The organism is Petrotoga sp. 9PWA.NaAc.5.4 (assembly GCF_002895485.1).
Taxonomy (GTDB): domain Bacteria; phylum Thermotogota; class Thermotogae; order Petrotogales; family Petrotogaceae; genus AZRK01.
This window is the reverse complement of record NZ_AZRK01000013.1, coordinates 53185-73891: the sequence shown is the minus strand read 5'-3', so window position 1 is coordinate 73891 and position 20707 is coordinate 53185. Positions and strand designations below refer to the sequence as shown.

General features: G+C 30.1%; 20 protein-coding genes and 3 tRNA genes. 13 read left to right on the top strand and 10 right to left on the bottom strand.

Annotated elements, in window-relative coordinates:
* The coding region (locus tag X924_RS05430; protein WP_146255671.1) for an ABC transporter ATP-binding protein at nt 1-1387 on the bottom strand (1387 nt) is incomplete at its 3' end.
* A gap of 508 nt (nt 1388-1895) precedes the next feature.
* On the opposite strand from X924_RS05430, the gene X924_RS10150 reads away from it, so the two are divergent.
* Nucleotides 1896-2033: a hypothetical protein gene (locus tag X924_RS10150; protein ID WP_158245325.1), complete on the top strand. Its 138-nt coding sequence runs from the start codon at nt 1896-1898 to the stop codon at nt 2031-2033.
* 68 nt (nt 2034-2101) lie between these two features.
* Nucleotides 2102-2419, top strand: a complete 318-nt coding sequence (locus X924_RS05425; protein ID WP_233186587.1) for a hypothetical protein — start codon at nt 2102-2104, stop codon at nt 2417-2419.
* A 149-nt stretch (nt 2420-2568) separates the two neighbouring features.
* On the opposite strand, the gene X924_RS05420 is transcribed toward X924_RS05425, so the two are convergent.
* Both X924_RS05420 and X924_RS10385 read right to left on the bottom strand, forming a co-directional pair.
* Nucleotides 2569-3786 carry an MFS transporter gene (locus X924_RS05420; protein WP_121957923.1) on the bottom strand — a complete coding sequence of 406 codons (1218 nt, stop codon included), beginning with the start codon at nt 3784-3786 and terminating at the stop codon, nt 2569-2571.
* A 40-nt stretch (nt 3787-3826) separates the two neighbouring features.
* Nucleotides 3827-3955, bottom strand: coding sequence for a hypothetical protein (locus tag X924_RS10385; RefSeq protein WP_255398025.1), 129 nt, complete (start codon nt 3953-3955; stop codon nt 3827-3829).
* A 502-nt stretch (nt 3956-4457) separates the two neighbouring features.
* On the opposite strand from X924_RS10385, the gene X924_RS05415 reads away from it, so the two are divergent.
* The 4 genes from X924_RS05415 to X924_RS05400 are packed head-to-tail and all read left to right on the top strand — an operon-like array spanning nt 4458 to nt 8092.
* Complete coding sequence (locus tag X924_RS05415; RefSeq protein WP_121957922.1) at nt 4458-5885, top strand: NAD(P)/FAD-dependent oxidoreductase; 1428 nt, start codon at nt 4458-4460, stop codon at nt 5883-5885.
* On the top strand, nt 5882-7099 hold the full coding sequence (locus X924_RS05410; RefSeq protein WP_121957921.1) for an NAD(P)/FAD-dependent oxidoreductase: 1218 nt from the start codon (nt 5882-5884) through the stop codon (nt 7097-7099). The genes X924_RS05415 and X924_RS05410 overlap by 4 nt, the downstream gene beginning before the upstream one ends.
* On the top strand, nt 7080-7484 hold the full coding sequence (locus X924_RS05405) for a DUF1667 domain-containing protein (RefSeq protein ID WP_121957920.1): 405 nt from the start codon (nt 7080-7082) through the stop codon (nt 7482-7484). The genes X924_RS05410 and X924_RS05405 overlap by 20 nt, the downstream gene beginning before the upstream one ends.
* A gap of 47 nt (nt 7485-7531) precedes the next feature.
* Nucleotides 7532-8092 carry a glycerol-3-phosphate responsive antiterminator gene (locus X924_RS05400; RefSeq protein WP_121957919.1) on the top strand — a complete coding sequence of 187 codons (561 nt, stop codon included), beginning with the start codon at nt 7532-7534 and terminating at the stop codon, nt 8090-8092.
* A gap of 18 nt (nt 8093-8110) precedes the next feature.
* Here X924_RS05400 and X924_RS05395 read toward each other — a convergent pair whose 3' ends face one another.
* A complete protein-coding gene (locus tag X924_RS05395) occupies nt 8111-8791 on the bottom strand; it encodes a hypothetical protein (RefSeq protein ID WP_121957918.1) in 681 nt (226 codons plus the stop codon).
* 753 nt (nt 8792-9544) lie between these two features.
* On the opposite strand from X924_RS05395, the gene X924_RS05390 reads away from it, so the two are divergent.
* Nucleotides 9545-10882 (top strand): MATE family efflux transporter, encoded by a 1338-nt coding sequence (locus X924_RS05390; RefSeq protein ID WP_121957917.1) that lies wholly within the window; start codon nt 9545-9547, stop codon nt 10880-10882.
* 68 nt (nt 10883-10950) lie between these two features.
* Here the strand turns inward: X924_RS05390 and X924_RS05385 are convergent, their stop codons facing one another.
* From X924_RS05385 to X924_RS05365, 5 genes are read right to left on the bottom strand one after another with little or no spacing between them, the layout of a single operon-like run.
* Nucleotides 10951-11931, bottom strand: coding sequence for a hypothetical protein (locus X924_RS05385; protein WP_121957916.1), 981 nt, complete (start codon nt 11929-11931; stop codon nt 10951-10953).
* 12 nt (nt 11932-11943) lie between these two features.
* Complete coding sequence (locus tag X924_RS05380; protein ID WP_121957915.1) at nt 11944-12774, bottom strand: ABC transporter ATP-binding protein; 831 nt, start codon at nt 12772-12774, stop codon at nt 11944-11946.
* Complete coding sequence (locus X924_RS05375; protein WP_121957914.1) at nt 12771-13370, bottom strand: hypothetical protein; 600 nt, start codon at nt 13368-13370, stop codon at nt 12771-12773. The genes X924_RS05380 and X924_RS05375 overlap by 4 nt, the downstream gene beginning before the upstream one ends.
* A complete protein-coding gene (locus X924_RS05370) occupies nt 13351-13719 on the bottom strand; it encodes a GntR family transcriptional regulator (protein ID WP_121957913.1) in 369 nt (122 codons plus the stop codon). The genes X924_RS05375 and X924_RS05370 overlap by 20 nt, the downstream gene beginning before the upstream one ends.
* Before the next feature lie 13 nt (nt 13720-13732).
* Nucleotides 13733-14710 carry a hypothetical protein gene (locus X924_RS05365; protein ID WP_121957912.1) on the bottom strand — a complete coding sequence of 326 codons (978 nt, stop codon included), beginning with the start codon at nt 14708-14710 and terminating at the stop codon, nt 13733-13735.
* Between the two features lie 497 nt (nt 14711-15207).
* Between X924_RS05365 and X924_RS05360 the strand changes: the two genes are divergently transcribed.
* The 6 genes from X924_RS05360 to X924_RS05335 all read left to right on the top strand — a co-directional run bounded on the left by X924_RS05360 (nt 15208) and on the right by X924_RS05335 (nt 18726).
* The gene (locus X924_RS05360) at nt 15208-16137 is read left to right on the top strand and encodes an ABC transporter ATP-binding protein (RefSeq protein ID WP_121957911.1); all 930 of its coding nucleotides are present in this window, start codon (nt 15208-15210) and stop codon (nt 16135-16137) included.
* Nucleotides 16138-16147: 10 nt separating this feature from the next.
* On the top strand, nt 16148-17290 hold the full coding sequence (locus tag X924_RS05355) for an ABC transporter permease (protein ID WP_121957910.1): 1143 nt from the start codon (nt 16148-16150) through the stop codon (nt 17288-17290).
* Nucleotides 17277-18341: an ABC transporter permease gene (locus X924_RS05350; RefSeq protein WP_121957909.1), complete on the top strand. Its 1065-nt coding sequence runs from the start codon at nt 17277-17279 to the stop codon at nt 18339-18341. Before X924_RS05355 ends, X924_RS05350 begins: the two co-directional genes overlap by 14 nt.
* A gap of 112 nt (nt 18342-18453) precedes the next feature.
* A tRNA-Lys gene (locus X924_RS05345) sits at nt 18454-18529 on the top strand.
* Nucleotides 18530-18554: 25 nt separating this feature from the next.
* Nucleotides 18555-18642 (top strand) — tRNA-Leu (locus tag X924_RS05340).
* A gap of 9 nt (nt 18643-18651) precedes the next feature.
* Nucleotides 18652-18726, top strand: a tRNA-Gly gene (locus tag X924_RS05335).
* Between the two features lie 26 nt (nt 18727-18752).
* On the opposite strand, the gene pruA is transcribed toward X924_RS05335, so the two are convergent.
* Nucleotides 18753-20357 (bottom strand): L-glutamate gamma-semialdehyde dehydrogenase, encoded by a 1605-nt coding sequence (pruA, locus tag X924_RS05330; RefSeq protein ID WP_121957929.1) that lies wholly within the window; start codon nt 20355-20357, stop codon nt 18753-18755.
* Nucleotides 20358-20707: the final 350 nt, after the last annotated feature.

The window sequence follows — 20707 nt, the reverse complement described above, 5'->3', positions numbered from 1 at the left end:
CTACTACTGTATCGTATCCTTCATCTAAAAGATCTATGAATTTATCTACCTTTGCTTTTTTGACAACTTTGTTGAACTCTTGATCACTCAATTCATCTCCAAGCATGATATTTTCTTTCACACTCATGTTGAATAATGGATCATTTCCTCTTACCAGTTTTATATGTTCTCTCATCTCTTGCAGGTTATATTCTTTTAGGTTTTTATCTTCTAACAATATTTCTCCACTTGTTGGTTCATACAATCTAACAAGCAAATTCATCATGGTACTTTTACCTGAGCCGCTTGTTCCAACTATGGCTATCTTTTCATTTTGATCTATGAATAGGTTTATATCTTTTAAAACTAATTCATCTTTGTATGTGAAAGAAACATTATTGTATTTTATGTCATAATCTTTAGGAAAAGGCAAAATCCCGTCACTTTCTTCTTCTGGGAGATCAAGTATTTCAAAGAACCTTTGTGAAAGAGGTTCTGCCCTATGTATTTGGACTAAATTCTCATTTATTATGCTAATTGGTTCGTAAATCCATGGTACAAAAGAATAAAATGCAATTAAAGTGCCCAAGGACATATTTCCTCTTATCGCAAATAATCCTCCAATTCCTAAGACAATTACAGGTGTTATATAATTTATGAAATATGCGATATTTAAGATAGTTATTTGAAATATTCCCACTTTAGTTGCCTGTTCAGACCAATTAGTAGCATCATTAGAAATTGAATCCAAAAAATACTTTGCTTTCCCTAATATTCTTATAACAGACTGTCCATCTAATTTTTCTTTTATTGAAGAAGTTAATTTCCCAAATGATTTTCTTTCAGTTTTTGAGTAGTTTTGCAATTTTGATTGCGAACTTCTTATAATAATCCAATAAAAAGGCAGAGAAACAAAAACAATCAAAGATAATTGCCAATTTAGATAAATTAAGACTAAAGAAATGACAAATAACCATAAAAAATTAAAAATCATAGTAGGTAGTACTAACGCCATGATGTAAGCAATTTCGTCAATATCTGACAAAAGTCTACTCATTATATCCCCTGATTCAATCTTAGAATATTCCACAAACTTAGAGTTTTGAATTTTATCGTATAATTTTATCTGTTCATTTTTTATAGTTAGAAAGTTAACTTTTCGATGGTAAGTATTAAAAAAATAACTGAATAATCTTTCTAAAGCTACTACTCCAATCAAAAAAATTAAAAAGTAAGGTAAGATATTACCTTTTTGAAGTGATATTATTTCGTCAATTAAGTATTGAAGAAAAAAAGGTCTCAGCGAGCCAAATACGATAGTCACTGCACCTAAAAGAAATAAGATAATCATATATCTTTTATAATTTTTTACACCATATTTTATAAGCCTTTTCGCATATTTGTTCATACAATAACCTCCAATGATTCGTTTGATTAATAGTTAGATTCTAAAAATCTTCTTTGATTTTAATTAAAATAACAACAAATTTTTTCACCCTTTACATAATATGTAATGAGTAACACTTTTTCTTACAAACTCAAAAGACCGTTCACTATTTTTATTATATCCTTTTCCATATGATAAACAAGTGATTTTTTTATCGAACTCAAATATAGATTGGAATATATTTTCAGAGATTGCATCAAAAAAGCTTATGTAAACTTTAATTTCGATGTTTTTTATCGTGTTTTATACTCTGTTTTTGCTTTCCTTTTTTGATAATGGTTATGATACAATAGTTTAAAGATAAAAAAGTAACTGTATATTCACTCGTTAACATTGAAACAAAAGTAAATATTATGTTGTTTTTAAATGACAATTGTACAACAAAAACAGGTATTCATAAGGAGATAATTCAAATGCTTTTAAATTAATTACCAAGTTATCAACTTACGGACAGTTTGGAAAACCATTCATGAACTATCTTGAATCAATTTCTTTAAACGATAAAACAATAGAGTATATAGAAATATTGAAATTATATTGGGATATCAATTACGATGAAGCCATTGAAAGAATAGAAAAGAAACATTTCAAAACTACGAAAAGGTAGTTTGTATTACGAAAATAATCCTGTTGATAAGGGATTTATCCTTATGGCTAATGCAATAGAGAAAAAGAATGAAGAAGAATTTAAGGAAAATCCTTGTAAAAAGGTTCATGAAAGATTTAAATAAGATACACTTACAAGAGTTCATTGAAAACTATATAAATCTTGATTCAAAACAAAAAGATATAATAGAAAGGTACATAATGAACTATGGAAGGTATTATGAAATAAAAAACATACCAAAAGAATTAACGCCAAAGGTGCCAAAAGAAATCGATCAATTTGTGAAGGAATACACGTTAAAGAGGATTCCCTCAGCAATTTCGTTCTATGTTTTTGAAGGAAAAGAAAGAGAAGAACTTGTTGAAACGTTAAAGATGTTTGAGTGAGCAAAAAAGCAATTGGAAAGGAGACCAAAAATATAGGAAAAATAGAAATAAAAAAAATTTTAGACTTAATTCCTCTTTTTACATCTCAACTGATTCTCAATGTCTTCTTTATAAAATTTCCCCAAGAACAAATACCATAATATTCTAATTTATCCTTGTTCTTCAACTTTAGCCCTTTTTGATGCATAGGGAATTAGTAGGTAGAATAGAGAAAGGATAGCTATAATGATTCCATAAGAAATTATCAGTTGGTTGATAGATAAAAACAACAGCAAAAGGCTGACAAACATATATCCTATAGGTCTTAGTATGCTGTTAAACATGCTTCTAAAAGAAAAAACTCTACCTCTGTAGTATCGATCAGTCTCTCTTTGCAATATAACGCTTATAATAATATTGTCGTAACCAATCAAAAGTCCCTGAATAAATAATAAAACAGCAAGAATCCAGAAAGAGCTAATTACTCCGATCATTGAGAAAGTAATGCCCAATATTATCCCAAATATCGTCATCCATAAATATTTTCTCTTTACTTCTGTTATAAACGACATCAATATACCGCATACTAAACTTCCAACCGAAGACATTGCTTGGAGAATTCCATATCCTTCAGCCCCTATTTTTAATATTTCTTGAGTTATGACAGGAAGTAAAACAAAAATAGCTAAGCCAAAGAAGTCTGAAGCACCTTCTAACAATATAAGTCCTTTTATTTCTATCTTTTTCCATGCATATACGAATCCTTCTTTTATCCCTGTAAAAGTTTTAATCTCTGTGACGATTTTTCCTATCTCTTCTTTGTAGTTTATAAAAATTTCACAAATTGCAGAAGCTATAAACAGTAATCCATTAAAAATTACAGCACCTTGTAATCCTAAAAAAGCTACTAATATCCCACCTATTCCTAAACCAACTAACTGAGCAAGCATATTTGCAGAAGAGAAAAGGGAATTAGCTTTTGACAAATCTTCATCTTCAACTATCAAAGGAATCAAAGTTTGAAAAGAAGATCCCATAAAACTTCCAACGAATTGTTGAACAAAAATTGTTATTGAAAGTATCCAAATATCCAAAATATTCATTTTTAATAATACGGCAAAAAATAACAATACAAATCCATCTATTAGAGAAGAACTAACTAATATATTCTTTTTCTTCCTTTTATCAACAAACAATCCTACAAACGGAGCAGTAATAATTATAGGCAGTGCCTGAAAACTCAGCACTATACTAACAGCTGTGGCTCCACCAAGTTCACTTGCAGCTGTCCAAACAACAGATATGAAAAAAATTGATCCCCCAAGAGTACTAAGTAACGTTCCTAAAAATAATAAGAAGAAATTCTTATTTCTTAAAAGTAATTCCATGATTTGTTTTTCCCCTTTATTTTTTCAAAGTTATAAAAAATTATTTACAAATTATTATAACAAAAGTTAGAGAAAACATTTGCTTATAGATTACTTTATTATCTCTTCTTAAAATAATTCTTCCCAATAACAATACTCCTGCTAATAAAACAGCGGTAACTTTCTTCATTATTGTTCCTTTTTTGATTTTATAATTAACATTTTTGCTTACCAAACTTAAAAATCTTCTTTATTTTTATTATACACTTTTCTATATGATTTTCAAGTGATTTTTCTATTGAGCTCAAATATAGATTGAAACATATTTTTAGAGATTGACTCAAAAAAGCTTATGTAAACTTTAATTTCGATGTTTTTTATCGTGTTTTATTCATTGTTTTAGCTTTTTCTTTTTTTGATGATAGTTATGGTACAATATTTTAAAGAGAAAAAAGTGACTGAATATCGACTTGTTAACATTGGAATAAAAGTAAATATTATGTTATTTTTAAACAAAATATCTTTATTTTTTCCTTTAATTATGTTAAAATAGATATATAATAAAAATTTATAATTTTAATATGTTTAATATGGCGGAGAATAAGAGAAAGCCATATCCTAATCTGAGACTATTGAATCTTAGAGAAGGATATGGCTTTTTGTTTGCGAAAAAGTTAGGAGGCTGATTAGCAGTGATTGCTGTGATTGGTGGCGGCATAGTAGGCGCTTTGATTGCAAGAGAAATTAATAAGTATGTAGAAGATGTCTACCTTTTTGAAGCAAAAAATGGTATAGGAAGAGGAGTTACTAAAGGTAATTCTGGAATAATTCATGGCGGATACGACGATCCTCCCGGCAGTTTAAGGGGAGAATTGTGTTACAAAGGAAATGTGCTATACGATGAAATATCAAAAGAATTATCTGTTGAAATAAAAAGAATAGGATCTCATGTTGTCGCTTTGAGCGAAGAGGATTTGGAAACAATTGATGAATTAATCGATAAATCTGAAAAAAATGGGGTCAAAGATTATAAAATTTTAGAAAAAGATGAGATTTTAGAGATGGAACCATTATTAAATAAAAAAGCTATCAGATCATTTTATTGCCCTATTGCAGGTGTTGTAGAACCATGGGAAGTTGCAATGCAAGCCTCTAAATCTGTTGAAATAAATGGAGGCAAAGTTTTAAAAAATAAGAAACTTATTGAAGTAAAAAAACATAATGAAAAGTTTGAATTATTTTTTGAAGATGGAAGTAATTATTTAGCTGATTTGGTAATAAATGCTGGGGGCCTGTATGCGGATGAAGTAGCTAAGCTATTTGGAGATGAGGTTCCTTTTATATTTCCTGTAAAAGGAGAATATTTTCTTTTAGGTAAAGACGTAAAATATTGTAATTCCATAATATTTCCTACTCCTTCTAAATTAACTAAGGGCTGTTTAGTTATACCGACAATTGACGGTGGATACTTAGCTGGTCCAACTGCTCACGGAGTAAAATCAAAGGAAGATTTTGCAACTACGTCAGAAGGACTCTTGGAAGTTAAGGAAAAATCCTTACAATTAATTCCTTCTTTAGACTTTTCAAAAAACGTGGTTAAAACTTTTGCTGGATTAAGACCGGAAACACGAGATAAAGATTTTTATATAGATGTAGGTACAGGTAACGTAATACATGTTTCTGGAATAAGATCACCTGGTATAACTGCCGCACCAGCAATTGCTAAATATGTTGTAGAGTATTTAATACAAGAAAAACTACATATTAAGTTGGAAGAAAGAAAAGATTATATAACTAAAATTGAAAATGTACCTCATTTGGTAGAAACAAGTTTTGATTATTGGGAAAAAATTATTGATAAAGATCCACAAGCCGGAGAGATGATTTGTTTTTGCAATAAAGTTACTAAAAGAGAAATAAAGCAAGCTATAAAAGAAGGTGCGGAAACTTTAGACGATATAAAATTTGCTACAAAAGCTTCTTTTGGCGAATGTCAAGGAAGTTTCTGTACATCAAAAATTTTAAAAATAATTGCTGAAGAAACCGGTAAAAAACCGCAAGAGATAAACCAAAATGAAAAGGGTTCTTGGATTATAGCTTCCGAGGTGAGGACTGTATGAAATATCAAACTGATGTGGTTGTAATTGGTGCAGGTGGAGCTGGTATGGCGGCAGCCATTTCAGCAGAAAAAACAGGTGCAGATGTTATATTAATAGAAAGGGAAGATGATGCTGGCGGTGTATTGAATCAGTGTATTCATAATGGTTTTGGTTTACAATATTATAGAAAAGACTTAACAGGGCCTGAGTTTAAAGAAACTCTTCAGGAAGAATTAGAAAAGACGAACGTAAGAATATTGAAAGGTACATTCGTATTAGAAGTTAAGAAAGATAAAAAAATAGTATTTGTAAATAATCAAGGAATACATGAAATATTGACAAAGTCTTTGGTAATGGCAACAGGAGCAAGAGAAAGACACTTCAATTCATTGGCTATTCCAGGAAATAGAGTAAGTGGAGTTTTTACAGCGGGCGTTGCTCAAAAATATATAAATCTTCAGAATCTTAAGCCTGCTAATAAAGCTCTGATAGTTGGTTCTGGCGATATAGGATTGATAATGGCTAGAAGATTACACTTAGAAGGAGTAGAAGTTAAAGGGGTTGTTGAAATTTTACCCTATCCAGGAGGCTTGGAAAGAAATGTTCAACAATGTCTAAGAGATTATAATATACCTCTTTATCTTTCTCATACTGTTACATATATAGAAGGTGAAGGTAGATTAAACAAAGTCTATGTATCACAAGTAGATGAAAAAAGGAACATAATACCAGGAAGTGAAAAGATATTTGAAGTAGACTCTTTAATTACGTCTGTTGGTTTAATTCCGTCTGTTAAACCAGTTGAATTTGTCAAAGCAAATCCTGGCTTTATAACCACAAATACTAATCAAACTTCTGAAGATTGGATATTTGCTGCAGGTAATTGTACAGTCATTTTTGATTTGGTTGATTTTGTAACCAAAGAAGGAGAAAAAGCCGGGAAATACGCGGCTTTATACGCCAAAAGTGAATATACCCTACAGAATAAGATACCTATAAAAAAAGGTGAAAATATAAACATACTTCATCCATCTTACATTGATCCAAGTGAAAGGACAAAACTATATTTAAGAGTTGCAAAACCATTTAATACAGTGGAAATAACGGTGGAACCACTCGGAATTAAGATAATAGAAGAAGAAGCCAGACCTTCAGAAATGGTTGAAATTCTTATAAAACCTTTTCAAGATAAAAGTTTAAAAGAGATTGAGGTGAATGCTCGTGAACTTAGTTGAATATAAAAAGAGAAAAATAGTTTGCGTTACTTGTCCTTTGGGATGTAAAATAAATGTAGTATATGTCGATTCAGATGATATTGAAATAATTGAGTCAAAAGGGAATCGTTGTAAAAGAGGTATCGAATATATTAAACAAGAGTTAACAGATCCTATTAGAACAGTTGTTACAAGCGTAAAAATTGAAAATGGAGTGTTTCCTTTAGTCTCTGTCAGATCTAATAAACCAGTACCATTAAGGTTAATGAATGAAATTATGAAAGTACTCAAAGACACAAAAGTTAAAGCCCCTATTAAAAGAGGAGATGTAATAATAAATAACATTTTAAACACAGGAAGCGATATAATAGCTACAAGAACTGTTGATTCAATAAATACTGATTGACTAAATTTTAGAATGAAACGGAAAAAGTAAAGATGAGGGATAAAAACATGTCTGATTTTAAAAAACTTATTAAAAATAGTTATGTTATTCCGGGTATAAGAGATTTGGATGATATAAAATACGCTGTTAAAACAAAATCAGAAATAATTTTTTTATTAACTGGATCAATATTAGATTTGGAAAATATTATGAAATACATAAAAAGATATAATAAAAAACTTATAGTAAATGTGGACTTAGTAGAAGGTATTGCTTATGATAAAAAGGGTATAGAATTTTTAGCAAAAAAAGAATTATGTCATGGCATCATTTCTACAAAAAATAATTTAATAAAGTCAGCCATTAAAGAGAATTTATTAACTGTTCAGAGAGTTTTTTTAATCGATTCAGGTTCTTTAAATTCTATTAAGAATCTTATCGACAAAAATGGCGAACCCGATGCATTTGAAATATTACCAGCAGTTGCTGCCCCATATTTTATTCAAAATATAGTTACTTCAGCGGCAGTAATTGCTGGAGGGTTGGTCAGCCAAAAAAAAGAAATTGAAGAATTGATTAAAAAAGGAATTTGCGCTATTTCTACTAGCGCAAAAGATTTATGGTTTTGAATTTTTAACGACAATAAATCAAAATACTTTAATTTTAGTGGATAATCCTAAAACTACACTGATATTTTCTGCAAGATTAAATTTAGTATCAAAATCATTTTTTATAGCTACTCCCGCATAGAGATTTATTCCCTCAAAAATCCAAGCTCTATTTTTAAAGTTTTGTACTCCATAAAATGCCATCATATAGTTATCTACATTAAAATCCTCTGATAAATTCAAAGAACCTTCTATATTTATATAGCTATCTGATTCTTCTCTTTCAATAATTTTTATACTGGCTTTTGCGAAAGTACTATAATTGCCAATCAATTCGTATTGGGAATTGTCCTGATTCCACTGTTTTTCCTGAGAATATAAGATTCCTATATCTGAATATATGTTTCCAAAATCATAACCTAAAATAGCAGAAATTGAAGATAATAAGTTAAAAGTATTAGAATAAAAAACGCTAAACTTCAATGGAATTTGGTTTATTTCATTGAAACCAGCTTTTAAATAGGCCCCTTGATTTACTTGTGAAATCCCGGTCTCTAAAAATCCAAACAAGCCCCATTTTATTCCCCATGCAGGATTAAAAGTATCAAAATAAAGATAACCTTCTTCAATTACACCTGCATTTGGAGTGAGAAATGAAGAAGAAAATGTTAAAACAGTCGATATAACTATTATGCATGCTAAAATTAAAACTTTTTTCATTTTCACCACCTCCTTTTGTAATTTTTATATACTCACTTTAGAAACTCTAAAACTTAATCTTTATGAATATTTTAGCGTTTAATTTTTTAAAAACCACCTCCGCTATTCTAATTTTGACTAATTGACTATTATCTTAACTTTTTCGGTACTTGTACTGAAGGAAGGGGGGAGGGGGCTCCGCCCTGAACCCGTTATAAATTCAAAAGCCTATTTTTCAAAATCTACGTTTTTAAAATCCTATCTAATCCCCACAAAATATAAATTTCTTTAACTTATTCGCTATTTTTAGCCAAGAAGAAGGAGGGCTCCGCCCTGAACCCGTTATAAATTCAAAAGCCTATTTTTCAAAATCTACGTTTTTAAAATCCTATCTAATCTACACAAAATATAAATTTCTTTAACTTACTCGCTATTTTTAGCCAAGAAGAAGGAGGGCTCCGCCCTGAACCCGTTATAAATTCAAAAACGCCGTTTTTATAAAATTCTCGTTTTTAAAGTCCTATCTAATCCTTGCAAAATATAAATTTCTTTAACTTATTCGCTATTTTCAGCCAAGAAGAAGGAGGGCTCCGCCCTGGACCCGTTATAAATTCAAAAGCTTATTTTTCAAAATCTACGTTTTTAAAGTGCCTATAATATTTATAGTTAGATAATTATATCACAACTTTTTACAAAATTTTATCTTAAAAACAAATATATTGTGATAAAATTAGCCTCGCGAATTATCTATGAAAAGTTTTATGGAGGATTTTTATGGAAGTTTATAAAAGGATATTTAGAATAGCTTTTCCCATAGCTCTTCAACAAGTAATATTCACAAGTGTCAACTTTATTGATACTTTAATGATAGGACTTCTTGGGGAAGTATCGATAGCTGCTGTAGGTCTCTCGAATCAATTTTTCTTTTTGTATAATTTATTAATATTTGGATTGGTCTCCGGAGGGGGGATATTTTTTGCTCAGTATTGGGGCAAAAAAGATGAAGAGGGGTTATCACGTTCCGTTGCTTTAACAGTAATTAGCGCAATTTTGTTTTCTTTGCCTTTCTTTTTATTAAGCTTTTTTTATCCCAATTTAGTTCTTAGATTTTTTAGTCCAGACATGGAAGTTGTTTCTACTGGAATAATTTATTTAAAAATAATTGCGTTCAGTTATCCTTTGTTTGCAGTAAGTATGGTTTTTTCTTTTTCACTTAGAAGTATAGGAAAAGTTAATATACCATTGATTATAACTATTATAGAGTTATCAACAAATATTTTCCTTAATTATACTCTTATATTTGGAAATTTTGGATTTCCTCGTTTGGGAATAAAGGGTGCAGCTATAGGTACTTTAATAGCAAGAACAATTGGTTGTGTTGCAACACTTCTCATAGTTTATTTGCGAAAACTTCCTGGAAGGGCTTATTTTAGACATGTTTCAGAATTGACACCCAAATTTATAAAGAACTTTTTTCACTATGCTTTACCTACAATGGCTAATGAATTTGCTTGGTCTTTAGGTATTACTATGTATTCTGTCATATATGCTCATATGAGTACGAGTGTTATAGCGGCACAAAGGGTTATGTCTACTATTGAGGGATTTGCTACTTCGGTCACTTTCTCTATTGCAAATGCGGCATCTGTAATTATTGGAAATATTTTAGGAACATCAAAATTTGAAGAAGCCTATGAAACTTCTAAAAAAGCATTGAAATTAGCAGAGTTTGTAAGCGTAATAGCAGCAATAATAGGTATTTTAATAACTTTTTCTATTGTTGATTTATTCGATGTTTCAGAAGAAGTTAAAGATATGGTTAGAATTACTATAATAATTTCTATGAGTTTTTTACCGGTGAAGATCTTTAATGGAATGAACGTCGTAGGATTTTTAAGGGCAGGTGGAGACACACGATTTTCATTTGTAGTTGAAGCATCAACATTATGGTTTATAGGTGTACCTTTGGCAGCAATTGGAGGTTTGATTTTAAACTTAAACTTTCCAACTGTTTATTTTTTAACTATGATGGAAGAGGTTACAAAAGCGTTGATTCTTTCTTTTAGGTATAGAAGTAAAAAATGGCTTAAAAATGTTTTAGAAGAAATATAATACTTTGAAAAAGCAAGGCTTACGCCCTGCCCAAAATAAATTTTGAAAAACCTTCTTTTCTAAATTATCTAATAAGTGTTTCTTTTTACTCTTATTTTTCCCTCAGTTACAGTTTCTAAATACCCTTGATTTGATAAAGGTTCTATAATCTCTAAATCTCCAATTGTACCCTCAACTCTTAAATACCTCTTCTCTTGCCAAGTATCTTGATATTTTATTTTGATATTTATGTTAGTCCCATCAACAGCTATATTTTTACTTCCGTTAATATTTAGGTCTATGTCTAATGTAGTACCGTCTATATCAATATTTGTAGCGTTAGTAAAACCATGCCATTTGATAGTGGTACCATCTATATTTAAATCGTTTGCATAGATGTCGGCTAGTAGATGTATAGAAGTCCCATCTATGTCAACTTCATGAGCTTTTAAATCTGTATTTAGAGAAAAGGAAGTTGAATCGATAAAGAAACTTGCTGCTTCAATATCAGCATTAAATTTTAAGCTTGTTGTATCAGCATAAAAATGTTCTGTTTTTAAAGTTCCACTTGTAGACAAAGAAGTAGAGTTTATCCTTACATTTTTATATGGGTTCTTTGTACCGACAACAATACGTATTTTTTTATTTAAATTCGAAGTTAAAAATAAAGTATTTTCTCGTCTGCTTTGACGAACTTGATGTGGAATATATATTTTTTCTGACGTTTCATCAAAAATTAATTCGACACCAGCTCCTTGAATGTTTATATTTTCTGCACTATCGATATACGTATCTGGCTCAATAACCATAGTATTGTTTAGGTTAGATCTAACATAGTCGTTCCAAGAGAAACCTGAACTTGTAACCACAAAACCTGCACTTAGAGGAATTATGAAAAAAATTAGTGCCAAAATTATAAACGCAATTCTATGGCTTTTCATATTTGCCGCTAAGAAAATAATCCCAAGAATAGTAAAAATAACCTTTACAAAAAATAGCGGAATTAAAAAAGCTAATACCGCAAAAATCAAAGAAATAACTAAATTGCGTAAGTAAATATTCTTTCCCATTTTTATCATCCCTCACTTTAATTTTTGAATACCAAAGGGACTAAATGTTTGAGTACTTCTTAAATAACCGAGAACTATTTCATTGAAAGTTGGGAATCTTCCAATTTCTTCGTTTGTTTTTACTAATACTTCTTCTTCAAAGTTAGTGATTACTTCTCCAGTTGGTATTGGTTCTCCTTTTCTTATCATTCGATGTTTTTCTTTTGCTGAATCAATATCATCAGCATACAATATCTTTCCTTCCCTTATTATCGCAAATGACGTAGATATTTCTTCAAGTTCATATATTTCGTGCGATGAGATTACAATTGTTTTGTTCGTTTCGTTCGCATATCTTCTTAAAATCCCTAAAGCTTCTGCTCTTATTACTGGATCAAGGTTTTGTGTCGGTTCATCTAAAAGTAAAAGATCGGCGTTACTTGATATAGTCAAAGCCAAATAAAATAATGTTTTCATACCCATAGAGTATCTTTCTACTTTTTGATTCATATCTAAATTATAATGCAAAACGAAATTCGAAAATGTTTCTTGATTAAAGTTTGGATAAAGCATACTCCAAATTTTAAGATAATCACTACCTTTGAAATTGGAAAAAGTCAGTCTATCTTCTGTCATCACTGAAATTTTTGTTTTTACCTTTGAGTTTATATTTTCAGAAAATAATTTTATTTCTCCACTGTCAGGCTTTAATTCTCCATACAAACATCTAAGAGTTGTTGTTTTTCCTGCACCATTTGGACCTATAATAGAAAATATTTCTCCTTCTTCTACATTAAAATTAATTTTATTTAGAACAGGTTTTGAGTTAAAACTTTTTACCAAATCTTTAACCTCAACTATCATTTTTGAACACCTCTCTTTTCAAATAAGTATAAAGACAAGAATAAAAGAAATACTGAAAACACAAGACTTGCCCAAAGGTTACCTTGGTGATAAGGGCTAATTAGCTTATAAGGGTTAACAACATAATTAGATCCTAATCCTCCAATTATCCAATCAGCTAAGAATATTAAAAATGGCATCCCAAAAGAATCTCCACCTAAAATTACCGAAATTATAATTATAGCAAAGTAAGCCATCGCAAAAATTATTACACTAATGATTCTTAAAAAAGCTGAATATCCAAGAAATTCACTAAAATTTACAAAAGCTAACCCGATAGAACCTGGAATTGCTATCAAAAGAATTGATAAAATAAAAGATGAAAAGAAAATTTCCTTATAAGAAAAAGGTAACGAGATTATCAGAGAAAACTTTTTGTTTCTCAAATCATGTCCAAGCATATTAGTTAAAAACAAAAAGATAAAAAAGAAAGATAAAAATGAAACATTAAAAGGTATAACAAATAAAAAGATTAAAGCAAACAAAAATATCCTTCCGCTTTTTTCAGTGAATTCCTTGTGAAAGAAAACCTCCATTTTATTCAGAAAATTGTCCATTTTTCCAAGCCTCCTCTAATAATAATTTAACAGTTTCTAAGTCCAAATTCTCTTTTTTCATTTTCTCTACAAAGTTACTTACTTCGTTAAAAATAGACGTTCTTAAATCTATATTCGTAGATATAAAAAAGCCTACGCCGTGTTGTGCTTCTAAATACCCTTCCAATTCCAACTTTTCTAAAGCCCTTAAAATAGTGTTTACGTTGACTTTGAAAATTTTGCTAAGCTCTCTTACAGGTGGCAAACTATCACCTTTCTTTAAATTCCCAATTATTATTTCCTTTTTTATTTGATTCATTATTTGAATATAAGACGGTATTCCACTGTGTTTGTCAACTTCATAGAACATACTTGCATCCCTTTCAATATTTTTGCCTTTTGACCTTTATTCTACCAGTAGCATTTATATCCAAATTGCCCTCGTTTTTTGAAGGTTCTAATATTGTTACATCACCATAAGTCCCGCTTAACGTTAAATCTCTCGTTCCTGACCAATAATCTTGATATTTTATAGTAACTTGCATAGCAGTTCCTTGGATGAAAATATTTTCTGCTCCTATTGTTGACAAATTGATTTGCATTCCAGTACCAAATATATTAATTTCTTTGGCACCTATCGATCCTATCCATTCAACTCCTGTAGATCTTACCTCGACGTTATCAGCATATATATCATTATTAATGCTTACTCCAGTAGAATTTATGGAAAGAATAGATGCTTCAACGGTTGTGTTAAAACTTAATCCAGTAGTGTTTATATTAAAATTTTCTACTTTAAGATCTCCCCTTGATAATAATCCTATTGAGTCAATTTTTATACTTTTGTAAGGATTTTTTGATCCGACAACTATAACTACTTTTTCATTTTCTCTCCCGTTATAAGTTAAAGTTAATAGATCTTGATTTCTTCTTTGATGGACTTGGTTCGGAATATATATTTGATCAGATGAATTATCAAAAATTATTTCATAATTCTTACCTCTGATTTGTAGATGCTCTGCACTTTCAATATAAGTATCAGGTTCAATAGTTATCATATTATTAACTTGATTTTTATAATCATAGTTCCAAGAGTAATGTCCATCATTTTCAAGAAGATTGTTCCATAAGTCTCCCCAGTTATGTAGATTAATAAAACTTGAAACAATACTCATTGGTATTATAAAAACAACCACAGCTAAGATAACAAACAATATTTTAAAGCTTTTAAGGTTTAAAGCAAGTAAAATAATGGCTAATATTGAAAAAATAACTTTCAAAAAGAGTGTGGGAATAAAGATAGCCAATATTCCAAAAATTAGAGCGAGGACGAGTTTTGAAAAATAGTTTATGTTTTTCATTAAAATTCCTCCCGAATTTTATTGTTATAGTTAACTATAACACATAAATTTGAAAATGTCAAGTATTATTTTAATAAACTCCAAAAATAATATGAGAATATGATAAAATTAGGTTTGTTTAATAAAAAAATCGTTACTACTGAAACTTTTCATAAAATGAGATTTTGAATTTACAATGGGTCCAGATCGGAGCCCTCTCCCCCTTCCTTCGGTACAAGTACCGAAAAACTAAAGAAATTCATATTTTGTAGAATTAGATAAGAACTTTAGAAATGAGAATTTTTTTAAAAATAAGCTTTTGAATTTACAATGGGTTCAGGGCACAGCCCTCTCCCCCTTCCTTCGGTACAAGTACCGAAAAACTAAATAAATTCATATTTTGCAAGGATTAGAGTTGAGGAGGTATTTTTGAAAAAACTAAGCGTCAAAACATTTATAGAATCGGAGTTTTAAAATTTCTGAAGTGGGTAATAATGTTTATTAAGGAGGAAATTATTATGGGGGAAAATATCTTAGAAGTTAAGAATTTAAAAAAGTATTATAAAGATATTAAGGCTATTGATGATATATCTTTTCATGTTAAGAAAGAAGAAATAATAGCAATTTTGGGACCAAACGGAGCGGGAAAAACAACGACTCTTGAAATAATAGAAGGATTAAGGGATAAGGATGAAGGAGAAATTTATTATTTTGGTGAAAAAATCGAAAAAGTAGATTCTAAAATAAAAGAGAAAATTGGTGTTCAATTACAGGAATCGAATTTTTTTGAAAACTTGAAAGTTGTTGAAATAATAAAAACATTTTCAGGTTTGTATCAGAAAAGTGTTGATATAGAAAAATTAATTTCTGATTTCGGCCTTGAGGAAAAAAGAAATAGCAAAATATCAAAACTATCCGGAGGTCAATTACAAAGACTTGCCATTGCTACCGCAATTATTAATGATCCTGAGTTAGTCTTCCTTGACGAGCCTACGACAGGCTTAGATCCTCAAGCAAGAAGAAAAACCTGGTATATTATACAAAAAATGAGAGAATCTGGAAAAACAATAATATTGACAACTCATTATATGGAAGAAGCAGAATTTTTAGCGGATAGAATATATATATTTGATCAAGGACATATAATTGCAGAAGGTACACTCAAAGAACTTATTCATTCTTTACAAATGAATTCTATAATCACTTTCCAGATTAATTCTAACGGTAAATCTGAAGATATAAAAGAAGATTTCTTCAATAGTTTATATTTCAAAATAACCGAGAATGAAGGATCATATACAATCGAGACAAAAGATGTAGAAAGTGTTCTTACCACACTATTTGAAGTAGCAAAAACAAAAGGATTCGATATATCAAATATGATTATAAGAAAGCCTAATTTAGAAGATGTGTTCTTAAGCCTGACAGGTAAGAAATTAAGAGATTAGGTGGGATATTATGAAAAAAATAATAAATCTTACAAAGGCTTTTTTTATTAATTCTTCAAGAGAGTTCGCCATTCCATTTTGGACCATAATATTTCCAACATTGTTTTTCATCTTATTTGTCAGTATATTTGAAAATATTGGAAATCCTAACAATATGGACTTCACAATAGGAGTATACTACGAACAACCTTTAGAAGGTATTGTAAAAACTACTTTTGAAGACATTTTTTCTTTAGAAACATCCAACAATATTCCATTTAAAATCAGAGAATACTCAAATTATAATGAAGGGTTAGAACATCTAAAAAGATCTAATATAAACACATTCGTTGTATTCCCCGAAAATTTCAACCTTCTTAATCTCAAATTTTTTTTAAGTGACTTGACTGTTCCAAACTTACAAGTTTACTACACTAATGATAGTGCTTCTTTGTACGCAAAAGATATTTTTAAAGTATTTATAGACGAAGTGAATATAATAATGCATACAAGAGGAACAGAAGTGAATTTAATTATAAAAGAAGAAATATTGGGTATTGAAGAAAAGCAACCCTTTAGATATAGAGATTTTTTATTTCCTGCAATTATCCTCATGTCTGTTTTAACAGTTGCAGTTTTTAATATCCCTTTCGAATTTTCATACAACGTTGAAAAAGGTATTTTTAAAAGACTGGGAACTTCTCCTATAAAGGGAAATGAATACTTTTTAAGTTTCTTACTTTCTCACATTATTCTTTTACTAATTTCTTTAGTTATACTGTATTTTGAAGGGTATCTATTTGATGTCAGTTCTTATATATATAAGCCTGCTTTTATTTTTTACACTTTTTTCTCTATCTTAGTGATCTTAAGTGTTGGGCTTTTTCTTTCTACTTTGTATAAAGATATGTCTTCAGCAGGAGCTATATCTCAAATTATCTATCAAGCAACTATATTTTTAAGTGGTTTCTATTTTGAGGTAACTAACACACCTTGGATTATAAGATGGTACGTATATTTTAATCCAGTAACTTATCTGGTTGATGGAATGAGAAAGATAATGACTAATACTGCTCTTCTTCCTGCTAATATTCTTGTTCCAGTTGTTTGGATGATAGCTTCAGTTCTTATTTTCTCTTTAAGTTATAAGGGGATGATTTATGGTGAAAAATAAAAGAATGTATTCTTTATTTACTATATTTTATAAAGAAACTTTTAGAAATTGGATGGAGTTGTTTTTTACCCTTCTTTTACCAATTCTTTTATTGTTGTTATTTGGAACGATTTTTGGCACTGAATCTTCTCAAAATTATAAGTATACTGTTGGAATATCTGGAAATATAGATAATAGGCTTATAGAATTAATTCCCTATAATGTGCACATCTTTGAAGAAAAATTACTCGTTTCAAAAGCTTTAGAAGAAGGAAAAATCGATATAGGGCTGTTTTTAGCAGAAAATAATGAAATAACCTTTATCCAAAAAGAATCTGAAATAACTAATCAATCTCTTATATTTTTGAAATTAGAATTGCAAAATATTATAAAGAAATATCTTTCAGGTGTGAATGAAGATTATATAAAAATAGATTTCATAAGAACCTCGACTGGGCAGTACGAAGAAAATCCTTTAGATTATATTTTAACTGGTGTAATAGCCTTATCTCTATTATCCGGTGGCATGTTTTCTATGATAATAGTCTTCGGAAGATACAAAAAACTAGGATTGATAAAAAAATTAAAAACTTCTCCCATGAAACCTTTAGAATTTACTTTGTCAGCATCATCTACAAAATTGATTTTGAATTTTATTTCTTTAATTATTATAATTATCTTAGCTAGGTTTGCGTTTAATTTACGCTTCGATTTTAATTGGGTTTATCTTATATTAGTTTTTGTAAGTTCTTCTATAGGCATGATGGGTTTTGGTGTATTACTCTTACTTTTATTTAAAGAACCATCAGTAACAAGTGAAGTGGCATCATTGCTTTATGTTGCTATGACTTTCTTCGCTGGAGTTTATTTCCCAATAGAATTTTTACCTATTTCAGTCAGGTGGATAAGTAATTTTTTGCCAGTTAAATATGTCGTTGATTCTGTTAGATTTTCTGCAGGAATTGAACAAATAACTTTTAATAATTTTCTAACAATAAATATTATTTTATTTACAAGTGGAATTTTACTTTTGTTTTTTTCTTCTAAATTCTTTTTACAAGGAGAAAGATAATTAATATTAAAAACAATTTTACTTTTTGTTTTTAATTTAAGCTTGACAAAATATTGATTAATGTATATAATAATATCTGTTAGTTTAATATAATATAAATACTAACAATAGTGACCCGCTAGCTCAGTCGGTAGAGCATTTGACTTTTAATCAAAGGGTCCTGGGTTCGAATCCCAGGCGGGTCACCATTTTTTATATGTTATTTATTAAAAAGCGCGAGTGGCGGAACTGGCAGACGCGCAGGACTTAGAATCCTGTGGATTAATAATCCGTGTGGGTTCAAGTCCCACCTCGCGCACCAAAATAATATGCGGATATAGCTCAGCGGTAGAGCACTTGCTTGCCAAGCAAGGGGTCGCGGGTTCGAATCCCGTTATCCGCTCCAATAAAAAAACCCGAAAATCGGGTTTTTTATTTTTCTTCCATAAAAGGATATTTAAAATTTTCCGCAGGAACAAAGTTTTCTTTTATAGTTCTAACAGAAGTCCATCTTAATAAGTTTATGATTGTACCTGCTTTATCGTTTGTTCCTGATGCTCTTGCTCCACCAAAAGGTTGTTGCCCTACAACCGCACCCGTTGGTTTATCGTTAATATAAAAGTTTCCCGCTGCATTCACTAAAATTTTTTCTGCTTGAATGATAGCTTTTCTATCCTGTGCAAATATAGCTCCAGTTAATCCATAAGGAGAAGTTTCATCGCATAATTTAAGAGTTTCCACAAAATTTTGGGGATCATATATATATACTGTTAAGATAGGCCCAAAAATTTCTTCTTTCATAGTTTTAAATTTTGGATTTTTCGTTAAAATCACTGTAGGTTCTATAAAATAACCAACCGAATCATCACAATTTCCTCCATAAATAATCTCTGCTTCTTCACTATTTTTGGCAAATTCAATATAAGCTTTAATTTTATCAAAAGAACTTTTGTCTATAACTGCATTCATAAAATTTGTAAAATCTTCAGGTGAGCCTATCTTTATATCTTTCAAATCTTGCATCATCTTTTCTTTTACGTCTTTCCAGATGTTATTTGGTATATAAGCTCTTGAGACTGCCGAGCATTTTTGCCCTTGATATTCAAAGGCACCTCTTATTAAAGCTGTTACAAGAGCTTCTACATTCGCTGATTCATGAGCTACTATAAAATCTTTTCCGCCAGTTTCCCCGACAATTCGTGGATAAGTTTTATAGTTTCTAATGTTTTGCCCTACCGTTTCCCACATGTTTTGAAAAGTTGAAGTGGACCCTGTGAAATGTATACCCGCAAGATTTGGATCTTTTAAAACCAAATTGCCTATTTCTGAACCTGGTCCTGGAATAAAATTAATTACACCATCAGGTAATCCAGCTTCTTTTAACAATTTCATTATGAAATACGCTGAATAAACAGCAGAAGACGCAGGCTTCCATAAAACTGTATTTCCCATTATTGCAGGGGCTGTAGGTAAGTTTCCTGCAATAGAAGAAAAATTAAAAGGGGTTACAGCAAAAACGAATCCTTCTAACGGCCTGTATTCTGATCTATTCCACGTTCCTTTAGATGATTGAGGTTGATCTAAATAAATTTTCATCGCATAGTAAGCATTAAATCTAAAAAAATCCGATAACTCGCAAGCTGAATCTATTTCAGCTTGATATGCATTTTTGCTCTGCCCTAACATCGTTGCAGCATTTAAAGTACTCCTCCATGTCGTTGATAAGAGATCGCCTGCTTTTTTAAATATTGATATTCTATCGACCCATGAGAATTCATCCCAAATTTTTTTTGCCTCCAGAGCTGCGTCTATAGCCATTTTTACTTCTTTTTCTCCTGCTTTATGGTATTCTGCAAGTACATGTTTATAATCGTGAGGCATTACACATTTTCCAAGATTACCTGTTTTTATTTCTTTTCCAGCTATTATTAGCGGTATTTCGATTTTTTGATTTTTAAATTCGTTAATCTTCCTTTTTAGTTCTTCCTTTTCTTTACTTCCAGGTTCATAGTTTAAAACAGGTTCATTTTCTGGCATTTCAAATATTGGTATTGAGTTATTCAAAGTTAATTCCTCCTTTAAATTTTTTGATTACTCTCTTTAGAGATTATAAAAACCCCATTTTATATATGTTTTAGCATTAAATTTTTTATAAAATACTTTCACAATTCTAATTTTGACCAATTCTCTATTTCTTTAACTTCTTCGATATTTGTAGCCAGAGAAGGAGAGGGCTCCGCCCTGGACCCGCTATAACTTCAAACACTTATTTTCTGAAAATTTTCATTTCTAAAGTACCTATCTAATTCTACAAAATATAAATTTCTTTAACTTCTTCGGTACTTGTAGCCAGAGAGGGAGAGGGCTCCGTCCTGGACCCGCTATAA

What these genes read in the sequence shown, in the direction of transcription:
- X924_RS10150 (WP_158245325.1), top strand. Translation starts at nt 1,896, where the DNA reads ATGAACTATCTTGAATCAATTTCTTTAAACGATAAAACAATAGAGTAT.
- X924_RS05425 (WP_233186587.1), top strand. Translation starts at nt 2,102, where the DNA reads ATGAAGAAGAATTTAAGGAAAATCCTTGTAAAAAGGTTCATGAAAGAT.
- X924_RS05420 (WP_121957923.1), bottom strand. Translation starts at nt 3,786, where the DNA reads ATGGAATTACTTTTAAGAAATAAGAATTTCTTCTTATTATTTTTAGGA.
- X924_RS10385 (WP_255398025.1), bottom strand. Translation starts at nt 3,955, where the DNA reads ATGAAGAAAGTTACCGCTGTTTTATTAGCAGGAGTATTGTTATTGGGA.
- X924_RS05410 (WP_121957921.1), top strand. Translation starts at nt 5,882, where the DNA reads ATGAAATATCAAACTGATGTGGTTGTAATTGGTGCAGGTGGAGCTGGT.
- X924_RS05405 (WP_121957920.1), top strand. Translation starts at nt 7,080, where the DNA reads ATGCTCGTGAACTTAGTTGAATATAAAAAGAGAAAAATAGTTTGCGTT.
- X924_RS05400 (WP_121957919.1), top strand. Translation starts at nt 7,532, where the DNA reads ATGTCTGATTTTAAAAAACTTATTAAAAATAGTTATGTTATTCCGGGT.
- X924_RS05395 (WP_121957918.1), bottom strand. Translation starts at nt 8,791, where the DNA reads ATGAAAAAAGTTTTAATTTTAGCATGCATAATAGTTATATCGACTGTT.
- X924_RS05390 (WP_121957917.1), top strand. Translation starts at nt 9,545, where the DNA reads ATGGAAGTTTATAAAAGGATATTTAGAATAGCTTTTCCCATAGCTCTT.
- X924_RS05385 (WP_121957916.1), bottom strand. Translation starts at nt 11,931, where the DNA reads ATGGGAAAGAATATTTACTTACGCAATTTAGTTATTTCTTTGATTTTT.
- X924_RS05380 (WP_121957915.1), bottom strand. Translation starts at nt 12,774, where the DNA reads ATGATAGTTGAGGTTAAAGATTTGGTAAAAAGTTTTAACTCAAAACCT.
- X924_RS05375 (WP_121957914.1), bottom strand. Translation starts at nt 13,370, where the DNA reads ATGGACAATTTTCTGAATAAAATGGAGGTTTTCTTTCACAAGGAATTC.
- X924_RS05370 (WP_121957913.1), bottom strand. Translation starts at nt 13,719, where the DNA reads ATGTTCTATGAAGTTGACAAACACAGTGGAATACCGTCTTATATTCAA.
- X924_RS05365 (WP_121957912.1), bottom strand. Translation starts at nt 14,710, where the DNA reads ATGAAAAACATAAACTATTTTTCAAAACTCGTCCTCGCTCTAATTTTT.
- X924_RS05360 (WP_121957911.1), top strand. Translation starts at nt 15,208, where the DNA reads ATGGGGGAAAATATCTTAGAAGTTAAGAATTTAAAAAAGTATTATAAA.
- X924_RS05355 (WP_121957910.1), top strand. Translation starts at nt 16,148, where the DNA reads ATGAAAAAAATAATAAATCTTACAAAGGCTTTTTTTATTAATTCTTCA.
- X924_RS05350 (WP_121957909.1), top strand. Translation starts at nt 17,277, where the DNA reads ATGGTGAAAAATAAAAGAATGTATTCTTTATTTACTATATTTTATAAA.
- pruA (WP_121957929.1), bottom strand. Translation starts at nt 20,357, where the DNA reads ATGCCAGAAAATGAACCTGTTTTAAACTATGAACCTGGAAGTAAAGAA.